The 14571-nt window shown below is 69.0% G+C and carries 15 protein-coding genes and 1 pseudogene; 8 read left to right on the top strand and 8 right to left on the bottom strand.

Features of this window, described 5'->3' with window-relative positions; translation table 11 throughout:
- Window positions 1-20: 20 nt before the first annotated feature.
- Complete coding sequence (locus KDB89_RS11435; RefSeq protein WP_219081144.1) at window positions 21-2348, top strand: glycoside hydrolase family 3 N-terminal domain-containing protein; 2328 nt, start codon at window positions 21-23, stop codon at window positions 2346-2348.
- A gap of 20 nt (window positions 2349-2368) precedes the next feature.
- Here KDB89_RS11435 and KDB89_RS11430 read toward each other — a convergent pair whose 3' ends face one another.
- A complete protein-coding gene (locus KDB89_RS11430; RefSeq protein ID WP_219081142.1) occupies window positions 2369-2695 on the bottom strand; it encodes a type II toxin-antitoxin system PemK/MazF family toxin in 327 nt (108 codons plus the stop codon).
- The gene (locus KDB89_RS11425; protein ID WP_219081140.1) at window positions 2692-2952 is read right to left on the bottom strand and encodes a hypothetical protein; all 261 of its coding nucleotides are present in this window, start codon (window positions 2950-2952) and stop codon (window positions 2692-2694) included. The genes KDB89_RS11430 and KDB89_RS11425 overlap by 4 nt, the downstream gene beginning before the upstream one ends.
- 438 nt (window positions 2953-3390) lie before the next feature.
- On the opposite strand from KDB89_RS11425, the gene KDB89_RS11420 reads away from it, so the two are divergent.
- Complete coding sequence (locus KDB89_RS11420) at window positions 3391-3888, top strand: hypothetical protein (RefSeq protein WP_219081138.1); 498 nt, start codon at window positions 3391-3393, stop codon at window positions 3886-3888.
- A gap of 212 nt (window positions 3889-4100) precedes the next feature.
- Window positions 4101-5396 carry a competence protein CoiA family protein gene (locus KDB89_RS11415; protein ID WP_219081135.1) on the top strand — a complete coding sequence of 432 codons (1296 nt, stop codon included), beginning with the start codon at window positions 4101-4103 and terminating at the stop codon, window positions 5394-5396.
- Between the two features lie 114 nt (window positions 5397-5510).
- On the opposite strand, the gene KDB89_RS14685 is transcribed toward KDB89_RS11415, so the two are convergent.
- The 6 genes and pseudogenes from KDB89_RS14685 to dhaK form a co-directional block, all read right to left on the bottom strand.
- A complete protein-coding gene (locus KDB89_RS14685) occupies window positions 5511-5642 on the bottom strand; it encodes a hypothetical protein (protein ID WP_255555895.1) in 132 nt (43 codons plus the stop codon).
- 322 nt (window positions 5643-5964) lie between these two features.
- The gene (locus KDB89_RS11410) at window positions 5965-6405 is read right to left on the bottom strand and encodes a DUF3151 domain-containing protein (RefSeq protein ID WP_219081133.1); all 441 of its coding nucleotides are present in this window, start codon (window positions 6403-6405) and stop codon (window positions 5965-5967) included.
- Between the two features lie 16 nt (window positions 6406-6421).
- Window positions 6422-6739, bottom strand: a complete 318-nt coding sequence (locus KDB89_RS14775; RefSeq protein WP_369408099.1) for an HPr family phosphocarrier protein — start codon at window positions 6737-6739, stop codon at window positions 6422-6424.
- A gap of 12 nt (window positions 6740-6751) precedes the next feature.
- Window positions 6752-7150: pseudogene (gene dhaM / locus KDB89_RS14770) on the bottom strand (dihydroxyacetone kinase phosphoryl donor subunit DhaM); the annotation flags it as partial.
- A 3-nt stretch (window positions 7151-7153) separates the two neighbouring features.
- A complete protein-coding gene (gene dhaL / locus KDB89_RS11400) occupies window positions 7154-7786 on the bottom strand; it encodes a dihydroxyacetone kinase subunit DhaL (RefSeq protein ID WP_439654848.1) in 633 nt (210 codons plus the stop codon).
- A complete protein-coding gene (dhaK, locus tag KDB89_RS11395) occupies window positions 7783-8778 on the bottom strand; it encodes a dihydroxyacetone kinase subunit DhaK (protein WP_219081128.1) in 996 nt (331 codons plus the stop codon). The genes dhaL and dhaK overlap by 4 nt, the downstream gene beginning before the upstream one ends.
- A gap of 199 nt (window positions 8779-8977) precedes the next feature.
- On the opposite strand from dhaK, the gene KDB89_RS11390 reads away from it, so the two are divergent.
- The 5 genes from KDB89_RS11390 (at window position 8978) to KDB89_RS11370 (ending at window position 14397) form a co-directional block, all read left to right on the top strand.
- A complete protein-coding gene (locus tag KDB89_RS11390; protein ID WP_219081126.1) occupies window positions 8978-10261 on the top strand; it encodes an adenylosuccinate synthase in 1284 nt (427 codons plus the stop codon).
- Window positions 10262-10268: 7 nt separating this feature from the next.
- Window positions 10269-10487 carry a hypothetical protein gene (locus tag KDB89_RS11385; protein ID WP_219081124.1) on the top strand — a complete coding sequence of 73 codons (219 nt, stop codon included), beginning with the start codon at window positions 10269-10271 and terminating at the stop codon, window positions 10485-10487.
- Window position 10488: 1 nt separating this feature from the next.
- Window positions 10489-11724 carry a phosphoribosylamine--glycine ligase gene (gene purD, locus KDB89_RS11380; protein WP_219081122.1) on the top strand — a complete coding sequence of 412 codons (1236 nt, stop codon included), beginning with the start codon at window positions 10489-10491 and terminating at the stop codon, window positions 11722-11724.
- Between the two features lie 5 nt (window positions 11725-11729).
- Window positions 11730-12833: a DUF3048 domain-containing protein gene (locus KDB89_RS11375; RefSeq protein ID WP_219081120.1), complete on the top strand. Its 1104-nt coding sequence runs from the start codon at window positions 11730-11732 to the stop codon at window positions 12831-12833.
- A 283-nt stretch (window positions 12834-13116) separates the two neighbouring features.
- Window positions 13117-14397 (top strand): ATP-binding protein, encoded by a 1281-nt coding sequence (locus KDB89_RS11370; RefSeq protein WP_219081118.1) that lies wholly within the window; start codon window positions 13117-13119, stop codon window positions 14395-14397.
- Window positions 14398-14571: the final 174 nt, after the last annotated feature.

The following is a 14571-nucleotide window of genomic DNA, read 5'->3' as shown; positions in this document are numbered from 1 at the left end:
CCGCTTCCCAAGGAATCCCGATGCATCCCTGGAACAACACCGCGCTGGCCCCGGCCGAGCGCGCCGCAGCCCTGCTGAGCGAGCTGACGCTGGCCGAGAAGGTCGGCCAGCTCGGCTCCTTCTGGAACCGCCCCCGCGCCGACGAGCCCGCCGCCGAGGACGTCGAGCACCACGACGTGGCGCCGATGGAGTCGGCGATGGCCACCGTCTCCTGGGAGGAGACCACGCGCGACGGGCTCGGCCACCTGACGCGCATCTTCGGCACCGGCCCCGTGACCGTCGCCGAGGGGCGCGCGGAGTTGGCGCGCCGCGTGGGCGAGGTGCAGGAGTCGTCGCGGCTCGGCATCCCGCCGATCGCGCACGAGGAATGCCTCACCGGCATCACGACGCTCGGCGCGACCGTGTACCCCGCCGCGATCGCCTGGGGCGCCACCTGGCGGCCCGAGCTGATCGAGGAGATGGCCGCCGCCATCGGCGCCGACCTCGCCGCCCTCGGCGTCCAGCAGGGACTCTCCCCGCTGCTCGACGTCGTCCGCGACTACCGTTGGGGCCGCGTCGAGGAGACCTGCGGCGAGGACCCGTACCTCGTCGGAAGCCTCGGCACCGCCTACGTGCGCGGCCTGCAGGGTGCCGGCGTGCACGCCACGCTCAAGCACTTCGTCGGTTACCCCGCGTCCAGGGCCGGCCGCAACCACGCGCCCATCTCCATGGGTCGCCGCGAGCTCGAGGACGTCATGCTGCCGCCCTTCGAGATGGCGGTGCGGGCCGGGGGAGTGAAGTCGGTGATGAACTCCTACTGCGACATCGACGGCGTGCCGTCGGTCGCCGACCCGTGGCTGCTGACGGAGGTGCTGCGCGACCGCTGGGGCTTCGAGGGCACCGTCGTCAGCGACTACTGGGCCATCCCGTTCCTCACCCACACACATCTGATCGCCCCCGACGGCGCGACGGCCGCCGCGCTGGCCCTGCGGGCCGGCATGGACATCGAGCTGCCGGAGACCGGCCCGTACGGCGACCTGGTGGAGGCCGTCGAGCGCGGCCTCGTCACCGAGGAGCTCATCGACCGCGCCGCGCTGCGGGCGCTGACCCAGAAGGCCGAGCTCGGCCTGCTCGACGCCGACTGGCGGCCCGCCGGCGGCGACGCGCCCGACCGCGATCTCGACTCCGCCGGCAACCGGGGCATCGCCCGCAGGATGGCCGACGAGTCCATCGTGCTGCTGAAGAACGACGGCGTGCTGCCGCTGGCGCCCGGCGACCGGAAGGTCGCGGTCGTCGGCCCGGTCTGGGAGGACGTGCGCTCGTTCATGGGCTGCTACTCGTTCCCCAACCACGTCATGTCGAAGCTGCCCGGCCGCCAGACCGGGCTGGACATCGCGAGCCTGGTCGAGACGCTGCCCGCGGCGCTCGGCGGCGAGGTGTCCTTCGCGCCCGGCTGCGGCTTCACCGACGGCACCGATGCTCAGCTCGACGAGGCGGTCGCGCTGGCTGCCTCGGCCGACCTGGCGATCGTGACGGTCGGCGACATCGCAGGCCTGTTCGGCATCGGTACCTCGGGCGAGGGCTGCGACGTCGAGGACCTCCGCCTCCCCGGTCGTCAGGGTGAGCTCGTCGAGCGGGTGCTGGCCACTGGCACCCCGGTCGTGCTGCTGCTGGTCACCGGCCGTCCCTACGCGCTCGGCGAGTACGCCGACCGCACCGCGGCCATCGTCTCGGCCTTCATGCCGGGCGTCGAGGGCGCCGCCGCGATCACGGCGGTGCTGACGGGCGAGACCAACCCGTCGGGCCGCCTGCCCATCGCGTTCCCCGCGCTGCGCGGCGGGCAGCCGGGCACCTACCTGAACCCGCTGCTCGGCTGGGTCAGCGACGGCATCTCCAACCTCGACCCGCGGCCGCTGTACCCCTTCGGTCACGGCCTGTCGTACACGTCGTTCGAGCACGGCGACCTCGTCGCCTCGGTTGATTCGATGGACGTCGAAGGAGCCGTCGATGTGTCCGTCACGGTCACCAACACCGGGGAGCGGGACGGCTCGGACGTCGTGCAGCTGTACCTGGAGGACCCGTGGGCCGAGGTCGTCCGCCCGCTCAAGCAGCTCGTCGGCTTCGCCAAGGTCGACGTGCCGGCCGGCGAGGCGCGCCGCGTGACGTTCAGCGTGCACGCGGACCGCACGTCCTTCACGGGCGTCGACCGGCGCCGCATCGTGGAGCCGGGCGAGATCCGGCTCTCGATCGGGCGCTCCAGCGAGGACCGGGGCGAGCCCGTCAGCGTCGAGATCACCGGGCAGCGTCGGGTGGTCGGCGAGGGCCGCGTGCTGACGACGCCCGTGGCCGTGGAGGTGCTCGGGGGCTAGACGGAAGGGGCGATCGGAGGCTAGGTTGAAGGGTCGATCGGGACGCCGATGATGCGGAACAGAGCGCGGGCAACCTCCGACGTGTCGTAATCGGTGGGGTCGATCCGGGTGATGCGCTCGAGGCTGAAGGAGCGGGGCTGCTCGGCCATGGCGAAGGAGTCAGGGCCTAGCTCCACTCGCCATGCCCAGGGGCGCCTCTTGGTGGTCATGGGCACGGCAACCACCATGCCCAAGAGTTCGTTGACGCGACGGTCGGACAGTACGAGATGAGGCCGGTGGCACCGCTGCTCATGGCCGCTGGTGGGCTCGAGGGAGGCCCAGACGACGTTCCCGCGATCTGGGATCATCGATCGGCCTCGTCCTCGAGGGTCTTTCGTTCCTCGGGCGAGTAGTCGGCGTCCAGGACCCAGTCGTCGCCGTCCTCCACGAGCGCGGCACGGTACTTCTCCGGGGTGAGATCCTCGAACGAGGCCCAGAATCGGCGGTCCTCCTCCTGGTCGAGCAGCCGATTGAGGAACTGTTCGACGGTCACGTGCTCGGCTCGCGCGCGTGTCGAGATGCGCTCGCGCAGGGGCTTGGTGACTGCGATCGTCGTTCTGCTCATATTCCTGAGTATACCTAGGAGGTATGCACGAGTCTGTGGGGCCAGCCCGCCCCTGTGTGCAGAAGCCGTGGCCGACGATGTGTAGTGCATGTGTCAGGAATGCCCGAGCGCAGAGTGCATCGACGCTGGGCCCAGGCAGTCCGCTACACCGGCCAAGCAGGCGGCACCGCCTAGATCAACGGACATCCCAACGATCCACAACTGACCGTCACCGCCCTCGAAGCCACACACCACGAGGCCCCCCACGGCATCTAGCCCCGGCGCTGAGAACAAAGGCTCCGCTGTCGGCCGCCGGACCCGATCCCCATGAGCGCGCAGGGACGCAGGATTGAGGGGTCTGCGCGCCAGGATGAGTAGCACTCAGAGCCTGACGGGCACATAGGTGCCAGTGTTGCGTGCGGTCGGGCGGAGGGGGTCTGAGAGCGCCACAATGGTCGCGTGACTACGCCTCAACCCGCTTCTGTCCCCGCAGTCGGCCCCATGCCCTCGGACGAGGAGATCCTGATCAGCCTCGCGCAGCGACAAGAGGAGATCAACGCTGCCTGGGATCGTGTCGAGGCGAAAGCTAAGGAGTTGGTTGCTCAGACCGGTCAGACCGCCACCACCATCAGCATCTTCTGTGGCTACGGCAACTTCACCCACTATGACGAGGAGCGATTCGACTGGACTGACCCTGACGGCGCCCGCCACACTCTCGAATGGGGCGAAGTCGAAGGGATGGATGCCGCTTGGGAGGCACTCGGCGGCCGGCTCTACGATCTGGCCTCATTGACCTATCCATCGCCAGGCGAAGTCAACCGCGAATGGTTGCAACTCGGCGACCACGACCTGGCGCTCCTGATCTACGGAGTGGAAGACGACGAGGGCTTCTACAACGAAGAGGAGTCGCCCATCTATCAGCGCTTCCTGGAGATCGATCGGGACCGCAGCCAATAGCCCATAAACTGAGGTCGTTGCCCGGGGGCGGGCAACGCGCATACGCCAACCGGAGCGAGGACTGGTCATCGAGCCTGGTGAGGATCCGCGCTCCCAGGGACAGATGGGTGGCCAATAGGGGCGAGAAACTGGGACGGCCGGCACAACCGCCTCCCCGTCTATCAGCTGCGAATAGCCCTGCCACTAGCGCGGATACGCGATAGCTTTGCCGCGTGAGACATCGCACCGACGAGTACTGCGCCTTCACCGGATCACCCGAGAGCCGGCTCGTTTTCGCGCTGAACTCTGCTGATGAGATCGAGTACCTGCCCGAGAACGCCGCGCCAGAGTTCAAAGAGCGCCGAAAGCAGGGCGAGACGTTCTCCTGTGTCGTGCCGGAGTGCGGGTCGCCTGCGCTGACCGTGGTCGATCGAGGAGACCGGAGACACGGGTTCTCCCACGTGGCCGGCGGTGGGCATGATCGGGTAGGGATCGCCCACCTGCAGTGCCAACTGCTGATAAAGCGCTGGTTGACCAACCGGTACCCGATGCTCGAGGTCGACCTCGAAGTAACGACCTTGGATGGGCGGCGGCGTGCTGACGTGATGGCGACCTCACCGGCGACCGGCGCGCAGATCGCGTTCGAGGTCCAGTACGCACACATGTCTTCCAATCAGTGGCGAGCGCGTCATGACTCCTACCGAGAGCTGGGCATCGTGGATGTGTGGCTGTGGGGGTATGGAGGCGACCACTTCCACCGGTCAAGGAACGCATCTGATGTGGTGGTATTGGGCCCGACCCTGTCGGCTGTTGCAGATGCTGGTGCGCCTGTTCTTTTCATCGATCCCAGTTTCGAGAGCATCGGATACGCCACGAAGCGCGCATGGGACAGCGGGCAACGCGTGCTGAGTACCGTGGGAGCGGGGGAGCTGCAGTCAGAGAGACTGGATGCGTTCAGACTGGACAACGAGCGACGTTTTGTCACCGACGAGCTGGCAGCGCTGCTGCGGACATCTGTTCGCGTCAAACTCGCTGCTGCGAGGCGTCAGGCCGAGAGGGAGGAACATGCACGCAGGATGCTGGAGGTCAGGGAGCGGTTCTTCGCCAGGGTGCAGAGCAAGTCTGAGGCTCACGCCGTTGCCTGGGAGACAAGCTCCGAGCGCCACCGCATCGTGACGATCTTCGGCAGCTTCCCCGGCTACCTGCAGCACACACCAGCCAGCGGGGGAACCGTCATCCAGCTACCGTTCCCTCCCGCGATGTGGCAATCAAAGCTCTACCTCAACCATGTGTATCGGCGCCGGTGCGGACAACAGGTCAGTATCCGCAAGATGGTCCAGGAACTCGAGGCGATGGACCGCGACGTTCGGTTCCCCGAGGAAGCAGTCAGGAGTTGGCTCGGCGAACTCGAGAAGCATGGCATCGTCGCGAAACGCGAATCACGATACCTCTACGACAAGTGGCCGAAGTACGAGATCGCCGCACAAGACATCGGCCCCCTACCATCTCTTGTGACCCCGCCTGGGTGAAGTTGACCCAGCCCCTGGGCTCCCTCGGTACTGCTATGGCTGGTGCCGATGAGACCAACCCCGAGGCCCCGGGCCTTTGCGTCTCCGCCGGGCGGGCTTTCTGTCGCCGTGGGTCTAGAGAGGCTCGCCGCAGCTCATGCAGACGGTCTCGCCCTCCTCGAGGATCATGCCGCAGCAGTACGAGGCGCCCCCGGTATCATCGGGACCCCACTCGCAGCCGAGCTCCTTGTGGATCGTCAGTTCCAAGGGATAGCCGAAGTCGGCACTTCAGCTGGGACAGACGTAGTCGTTCATCGTGATGCGGTCGCTCATGGGCGTCGCGGGTTGCGGAGCCAGCCCAGGCTTGCAAGTTCCTGCGATCCATCCAGTCTCCACTTAGCTCAGGAACCCGCACCTTGGGAAGCCATTCCCACCGCGAGTCGCGCGTTGCTGAAGGTCGCCACCGACACCCACTCGAAGGTCGCTTCTCCTCTGGAGATTGTGCTGGTTGGTCGGCGCGGCTGCCTGGTTGAGAACGCGACACGGCCCCGGCGGATGCCGGGGCCGTGTCGTTGTCTCTGCGGGAGTTTCAGGCGTCCGAGCCGGACAGCACCCTGAAGGCCTCCTCGGAGGAGTCGCGGAGGAACTGCGCGCAGCGCTCCTGCTCCTCGGTCTCGCCGATGCGGCCGGCCGCGACGCTCAGCGCCCACAAGGCGCGGAGGAAGCCGCGGTTCGGCTCGTGCTCCCAGGGGATCAGTCCCGAACCCTTCCAGCCGTTGCGGCGCAGCTGGTCGAGGCCCCGGTGGTAGCCGGTACGGGCGTACGCGTACGCCGCGACCGCGCCCCCGAGCCCCTCGTCCTGCAGGCAGGTCTCGGCGAGCAGCGCCCAGCACAGCGACGACGTCGGGTGCGCCGCCACCACCTCCAGGAAGTGGTCCCGGCCCCGCTCCGCGATGGCGGCCAGGGCGGGATCCTCCGGCAGGCTGACCACGACGTCGGCGGCCATCAGGTTCGGGTGCGTCTCGCTCATGGGAGCAGCCTATCCGTCACAGCTCGCCCAGGCCGTTCGACACGAACTGCGCGAGCGCCTCGACCGCCTGTTCCGCCTCGGCACCCGTCGCGGTGAACTCCAGCAGGTCACCCTTGCGGGCGGCCAGCGTGGCCAGGCCGATGCTGCTCTTCGCCGACACCGGGCCGGCGTCGCCGCAGCTGACCTTCACCTCCGCGTCGAAGCTGCGCGCCTGGGCGACCAGTTCGGCGGCCGGCCTGGCGTGCAGGCCGGTGGTGTTGACGATGACGGCCTCCGAGTGGGCCGTGTCGTCCTCGGACGCCTCCTCGACGGGGGAGACCTGCGGAGCCGGCACCGGCGGCGTGCCGAGGGCGGACAGCTTCGGGGTCAGCCCCTGGTCCGCCTCGGCTGCGACCTCGTCGATCGATGCGCCGCCGGTCGCACGCACCACGGCTGCGACGAGGCCCTCGACGAAGGGGGCGGGCAGGATGCGGACGTCCGTGCCGGGCTGGTCGTAGAGTTCGACGCCGAGTTCCGCGCTCATCAGCGCGGAGCCCATGTCGACGAGCACGACGACGCCGTCCCCCTGGTCCACGTCCGCCAGCGCTGACGTGACGGCCGTCGCGTCGGTGCCGAGGCCCCCGTCGGACGTGCCCGCGGCCAGGGCGATGGGCGGGGCATCCCCGTGGACCATCTGCATGGCTAGCTCGACGGCGGCCTCCGCCAGGGCATGGCTGTGCGATACGACGACGATTCCGACTGCCACGGGTCAGCCGATCGCGTCGACGAGAGCGTCGAACAGCAGGACGGCGGACGTGGCGCCCGGATCGAGGTGCCCGCGGGAACGCTCGCCCAGGTAGCTCGCGCGCCCCTTGCGGGCGATCATCGGCTCGGTCGCGTCCCGGCCGGCGGCCGCGGCGGCCTGGGCGGCCTTCGCAGCCGAGGCCAGGTCGCCGCCGTCGGCCAGCGACGTGTCGAAGGCGTCGAGGCCCGGGGTGAGCGCGTCGACCATGGTCTTGTCACCCAGTTCCGTCTTGCCGCGCGCGATCAGGCCATCGAGGCCGGCCCGCAGCGCGGTCGCGAACTCTGCCGGCGACAGCTCCGTCACCGCGCCCGTGTTCATGCCCATCCGCATCAGCAGGGTGCCGTAGAGCGGGCCGGCGGTGCCACCGACGGTGCTCACGAGCGTCATGCCGGCCTTCTTCAGCAGGGCGTCGACGGTGTTGGCCTCGTCGAGGTGCTCGACGACCGCGGCGGTGCCGCGGGCCATGTTGGTGCCGTGGTCGGCGTCACCGATCGCCGAGTCGAGCTCCGTCAGGTAGGCCTTCTGGTCGCCGACGAGTTCGGCGTAGCGCCGCAGCCATGCGGCCAACAGATCGAGGGTCAGTTCAGTTGCGCTCACAGGCCCCACCGTAGCCCCGCCGTGTTCACGGGCGCGTCCCAGAGGCCGAGGATCTCATCGTCGGCCTTGACGAGCGTCAGGGAGCAGCCGGCCATGTCCAGGCTGGTGATGTAGTTGCCCACCAGGTTGCGCTCGATCGTGACGCCGGCCGCCTCCAGCAGCTCGACGACCTCCCCGTACATGAGGTACAGCTCGATGAGCGGGGTGCCGCCCATGCCGTTGAGCATGACGATGACCGAGGAGCCGGAGTAGTCGAGGTCGGCCAGGATGGGCTCGACGAGCTGCTTCGCGATCGTCTTCGCGTCGGCGATGGGCTCGCGGTGTCGACCGGGCTCGCCGTGGATGCCGATGCCGATCTCCATCTGGTCCTCGGGCAGGTCGAACGTCGGCTTGCCGGCCGCGGGGACCGTGCAGGACGTGAGCGCCATGCCCATGGAACGCCCGCCCTCCAGCACCTTCTCGGCGAGCGCCTTGACGGCGGCGAGGTCGCGGCCCTCCTCGGCGGCGGCGCCGACGATCTTCTCGAGCAGCACCGTCGTGCCGACGCCGCGGCGGCCGGCGGTCCAGGTGGAGTCCTCGACGGCGACATCATCGGCGACGACCACGGCCTCTACGTTCACGCCCTCACCCGCGGCCAGCTCGGCGGCCATCTCGAAGTTCATCACGTCGCCCGTGTAGTTCTTGACGATGTGCAGCACGCCTGCGCCGTTGTCGACGCCGACGGTGGCGGCGAGCACCTGGTCGGGCGTCGGTGAGGTGAACACCTCGCCACAGGCGGCCGCGTCGAGCATGCCCTGGCCGACGAAGCCGCCGTGCATGGGCTCGTGGCCCGAGCCGCCGCCGGAGATCAGCGCGACCTTCCCTGCGTCCTTGGGGGTCGCCCGGAAGATGACCCGGTTCTCATGGTCGACCCGCACCCCCTTGTCGGATGCCTCGATGCCCTTGAGAGCGTCGGCGATCACTGAGTCGGGGGAGTTGATGAGCTTCTTCACGGGATCCTCCTGCGTCGTTGCAACGGGCGCCAAGTGTGCGCGCACACCCCATTCTTCCACCGCCGTGCCCGGCGCAACAGGGCCAGTTGGGGCGGGTTTCGGCGGCTTCCGGCTCGGTGTCGGTGAGGCCGGGTAGTATGCCGTTGCAAGGCCCCGGGCACGTTGCACGGGGCCCAATCCATGCAAGGAAGTGAACTCCATGCCGAGTGTTGTTGTGGTGGGCGCCCAGTGGGGCGACGAGGGCAAGGGTAAGGCGACCGATCAGCTGGGCGACCGCGTCGACGTCTGCGTGCGCTACTCCGGCGGTAACAACGCGGGTCACACGCTGGTCGTGAACGGCGAGAAGTTCGTCCTGCACCTGCTCCCGTCGGGCATCCTCAACCCGAACACCACCACCGTGATCGGCAACGGCGTTGTCGTGGACCTGGACGTGCTGGCCGAGGAGCTCGAGGTGCTGCACTCGCGCGGCGTCGACGTGCCGCACCCGCTCATCAGCGCCAACGCGCACATCATCACCGAGTACCACCAGGTGCTCGACAAGGTTACCGAGCGCTTCCTGGGCAAGCGGAAGATCGGCACCACCGGCCGCGGCATCGGCCCGTGCTACTCCGACAAGATCAACCGGCTGGGCATCCGCATCCAGGACCTGCTCGATGAGTCGATCCTGAGGCAGAAGGTCGAGGCGGCGCTGGACCAGAAGAACCAGCTGCTGGTCAAGGTCTACAACCGTCGCCCGATCGAGGTCGACCACGTCGTCGACGCGCTCATGAAGCACGCCGAGGCGATCCGCCCGCACATCATCGACTCGGGCCGCTACGTGAACGACGCGCTCGACGAGGGCAAGGTCGTCCTGTTCGAGGGGGCCCAGGCGCACCACCTCGACGTCGACCAGGGCACCTACCCGTACGTCACGTCGTCCAACCCGACCGCGGCGGGAGCTACCACGGGCGGCGGCGTCGGCCCCACCCGCATCAACCGCACCATCGGCATCGCGAAGGCCTACACCACCCGCGTCGGCGAGGGCCCGTTCCCGACCGAGCTGTTCGATGACGACGGAGAGAGGCTGCGCCAGGCCGGCGGCGAGTTCGGCGCCACGACCGGCCGCCCCCGTCGCTGCGGCTGGTTCGACGCGCTTGTCGTCGAGCAGGCCGTCAAGATCAACGGCTTCACCGACATCTTCCTCACGAAGCTCGACATCCTGAGCGGCTGGGAGCAGATCCCGGTGTGCGTCGCGTACGAGGTCGACGGCGTCCGCACCGACGTCATGCCCATGACGCAGTCCGATTTCCACCATGCCGTGCCGGTCTACGAGTACCTCGACGGCTGGAGCGAGGACATCTCCGAGGCCCGCGTGTTCGACGACCTGCCGGCCAACTGCCAGGCCTACGTGCACCGCCTGGAGGAGCTGATCGGCTGCCGCATCTCCGGCATCGGGGTCGGCCCGGGCCGCGAGCAGTCCGTCGCCATCAACGAGCTGGTCTGACACAGGCATGACGCGGGGCACGCGTCGCCTCGTCACGACCCTGGTCGTCGGCCTCGTGCTGTTCATGGTCGCGACGGTGGCCATCGCCATCTGGCAGGAGGACATCGGCTGGGGCTGGTGGTGGGCCGTGCCGGTCGGCGGCGGCTTCATAGCCGCGATCGTCGGCTTCCGCATCCTCGTCCAGCGTTCCCAGGAGGCGGCGGAGAGGGCGGACGCGCTCGACTAATGTGGCGCGGGTGAAGACCCTCCTGCTCGGCTCCGGCGGGCGCGAACACGCGCTGGCCCGCTCGCTGGCCTCCGATCCACTCGTCACCGCACTGCACGCCGCTCCCGGCAACCCGGGCATCGCGGCGCTCGCGACCCTGCACGCCGTCGACGCCGCCGACCCCGACGCCGTCGTGGCGCTGGCCCGCGAGCTGGCCGTCGACCTCGTCGTCATCGGCCCTGAGGCCCCGCTCGTCGCGGGCGTCGCCGACGCGCTGCGCGCCGCGGGCATCGACGCCTTCGGGCCGGGTCGGGAGGCCGCCGTGCTGGAGGGGTCGAAGGCCTTCGCCAAGGACGTGATGGCAGCCGCCGGCGTGCCGACCGCCGAGGCCCGCGTCTGCGGGAGCCGCGAGGAGTACGAGGCGGCCCTCGACGCGTTCGGAGCCCCGTACGTCGTGAAGAACGACGGGCTCGCGGCCGGCAAGGGCGTCGTCGTGACCGACGACCGCGACGCCGCGCTGGAACACGCGCAGTCATGCGGGCGCGTCGTGATCGAGGACTACCTCGACGGCCCGGAGGTCTCGCTGTTCGCCATCTGCGACGGGGTGCGCGGCCTTCCGCTGATGCCCGCCCAGGACTACAAGCGTGTGGGCGACGGCGACGCCGGCCCCAACACCGGCGGGATGGGCGCCTACTCGCCGCTGACCTGGGCCGAGCCCGGGCTCGTCGACCAGATCATGGCCGAGGTCGTCGACCCGACGCTGCGGGAGATGGCCCGCCGCGGCACGCCCTTCATCGGCCTGCTGTACGCCGGCCTCGCGCTGACGTCGAAGGGGCTGCGCGTCGTGGAGTTCAACGTCCGCTTCGGCGACCCTGAGACGCAGGCCGTCCTGGCTCTGCTGAAGACGCCGCTGGGTGGGGTGCTGCGCGCGGCGGCGCGCGGTGAGTTCGACGCCGTGGGGGAGCTCGAGTGGTTCGACGGAGCGGCCGTCGTGGTCGTCGAGGCGGCCGAGGGGTACCCGGGCACCCCGGTCACGGGCACGCCGATCGGGTTGCCGGCCGACGAGAAGGACGCCTACGTCCTGCACGCCGGGACGCGGCTCGACGGGGACGAACTGGTGTCGTCGGGCGGGCGCGTGCTGGGCATCGTCGGCCGCGGCGCCGACGTCGAGGAGGCGAGGAGCCGAGCCTACGATCTGGTCTCACAGGTTCGACTCGCGGGGGGCTTCCACCGCACCGACGTCGGCCTGCCACACTGAACACCGTGACCACCTCCAGACGCGCCGTCCTGCTCGGCGCGGTGGGCGCGACAGCCGCGCTCGCCGCCTGCCAGGGCGAGACCCCCGAGATCACCCCCACCCCGACGCCGGAGAGCCCCTCGCCGTCGCCCAGCCCCTCGCCGAGCCCGTCGCCCGAGCCGAAGATCACGTGGCCGCTCAACGGCCGCGAGGTCAAGAACGAGAAGCTGCTAGACAGGCCGGCGGTCGCGGCCAAGGTACCGAACCTCAAGAACGAGAACCCCCAGTGGGGGCTGCTGGACGCCGACATCATCTTCTGCCAGCCCAACGGCTTCGCCTACACGCGCCTGGTCTCGGTGTTCCACAGCAAGTACCCCGAGGCCGTGGGGCCGATCCGGTCCATCCGGCCGGTCGACGTGCCGCTGCTGTCGCCGATGAAACCGCTGCTCGCCAACACCGGCGCGGCGGACTGGGTGCTGAAGTACTTCGACGCGCACGACGACTACATCGAGCGCATGACCTACCTCGACTGGCGTGGCACCGACGCGTTCAGCGTCGACCAGGACCGGCTCTATCAGCTCAACGGGCAGACGTACTACGACCGCGCGATCCAGGCCCACCCCAAGGGCATGGCCGAGCTGGCGACCCGCATGAAGAAGAAGCCGAGCCAGTACCTGCCGTTCGCCGAGACCGCGGAGGAGGCCTCGACGGCCGACTCCAAGAAGAAGGCCACCACCATCGCGGTGCCCTACGGCAGCGCGCACAAGTACGACATGAGCTACGAACTCGCTGACAACGGCATGTACCTGCGCAGCCAGCCCTGGGGCGAGCACGTGCTGGCCGACGGCAAGCGCGTCACGGCCCACTCGGTCCTGATCATCTCCGCCGAGTGGCGGATGGACAAGATCTGGGAGGGCTCCGGCGCCGCCGACCCCGTCGTCGACATCATCGACGCCAAGGGGAGCTTCACCTACTGCCACGGCGGCAGGCGCGTCACCGGCACCTGGAAGAAGGGCGCCATCAACAAGCGCTTCACGTTCACGTGCAAGGACGGCTCGAAGCTGAAGGTCGCGCCCGGTCGCACGTTCGTCGAGTTGCCGTCGCCGAGTGCCGACCTGCAGTTCGGCTGAGCCGCCGCGTCCGTCCCGGCTCCACACGCCACCCTTCTCGACCGACGCCACCCCTACCGACCGACGCCACCGCTATCGACACATGCCACCGCCAGGGCGGTGGCATGTGCGAACAAGGGTGGCGTCTGTCGGTAAGGGTGGCGTCGAGCGTCTGGCAAGGGCCCGGGGCGCGATCACCGAGTGCCTAGTCTCGTCCAGATGGTAGATCCAGACTCGTCCAGATGTTAGATATAGATCCGTCCAAATGTTAGATTGAGACTCGTCCAAATGTTAGATTGAGCGCATGCCGTACCAGCGAAGGATCGTTGACGACCTACTCGATTCCGTGTTCATCCCCGGCGGACTCGCTGCGGTCGCGCTGGAGGGCGCCAAGGGAGTTGGGAAGACCGCGACCGGAACACAGCGTGCCTCCACCGTGCTCACCCTGACAGCCGCCGGGCAACGTGAGGCCCTCGCCGCCAATCCGGACCTCGTGGTTCAGGTGCCAACGCCGGTCCTGATCGATGAGTGGCAGCTGGAACCCGCAGTGTGGGATCGCGTCCGACATGCGGTGGACGATGACCCCACCGGGGGGCGGTTCCTGCTCGCCGGTTCAGCCGGCGTGGCACCGGGGGTGCGAGTTCACTCCGGTGCTGGACGGATCGTGCGACTCGCGATGCGTCCGCTCGCGATCAGCGAGCGCGGTCTGCTCGAGCCTCGCGTCTCGTTGGCCGCACTGCTCGCCGGCGACGTGACGGAGGTGGAAGGAACGTCGGAGGTCTCGCTCGACGACTACGTCGACGAGATCATGCGGTCGGGACTGCCCGGTATCCGCGATCTGCCCGACCGTGCCCGCCGGCTGCAACTCGACAGCTACCTCAGCCGGATCGTCGAACACGAGCTGCCGGAGAACGGGGCAGCTGTGCGCCGGCCCGCCGCGTTGCGCGCCTGGCTCGCCGCCTATGCCGCGGCGACCTCGACCGATGCCGGGTACGCCACGGTTCTGGACGCTGCCACGCCGGGCGAGGGTGACAAGCCGGCCCGGCAGACGGCCGACGTGTATCGGGAGCACCTCACACGCATCTTCGTACTCGATCCCGTCGAGGCGTGGATTCCCGCCTTCGCGCCCCTGAAGCGGCTCACCCTGGCGCCGAAGCACCACCTGGTCGATCCTGCGCTGGCCGCCCGCCTTGTGGGCGTTGGAAAGCAGAGCCTTCTCCGGGGTGTGGGTCACCCCCTGCCCGGAGCCCGGGCTGTCACCTGGCTCGGCGCTCTCTTCGAGTCGCTGGTGACCCAGTCTGTCCGGGTCTACGCGGAGGCGGCAGGGGCACGAGTCGGCCACCTGCGGACCAAGAACACCGAGCACGAGATCGACCTGATCGTCGAGGGGGACGATCACCAGGTCGTCGCGATCGAGGTGAAGCTCGCCGGCACGGTCGAGGCCGCGGATGTGCGCCATCTCAACTGGCTGCACGGCGTCCTCGGGGAACGACTCGCTGCGCGGGTCGTGGTCTACCCGGGCCGCTACGCCTACCGCAGGTCGGACGGCGTGTTCGTGGTGCCGCTGGCGCTCCTGGGGCCGTGAACCAGACCAGAGAGGCATGTCCTCGTCGGACGGTGGTCAGTACATGACAGACGCCACCCCTCTTGACCGACGCTACCGCTGTTGACACATGCCACCGCCAGGGCGGTGGCATGTGTCAACAAGGGTGGCGCCTGCATGTAAGGGTGGCGTGTGTCGGTAAGGGTGGCGTCTGGG

The organism is Tessaracoccus palaemonis, assembly GCF_019316905.1.
Classification (GTDB): Bacteria; Actinomycetota; Actinomycetes; order Propionibacteriales; family Propionibacteriaceae; genus Arachnia; species Arachnia palaemonis.
The sequence above is the reverse complement of the archived record's forward strand: the minus strand, read 5'-3'. Positions and strand labels throughout refer to the sequence as shown.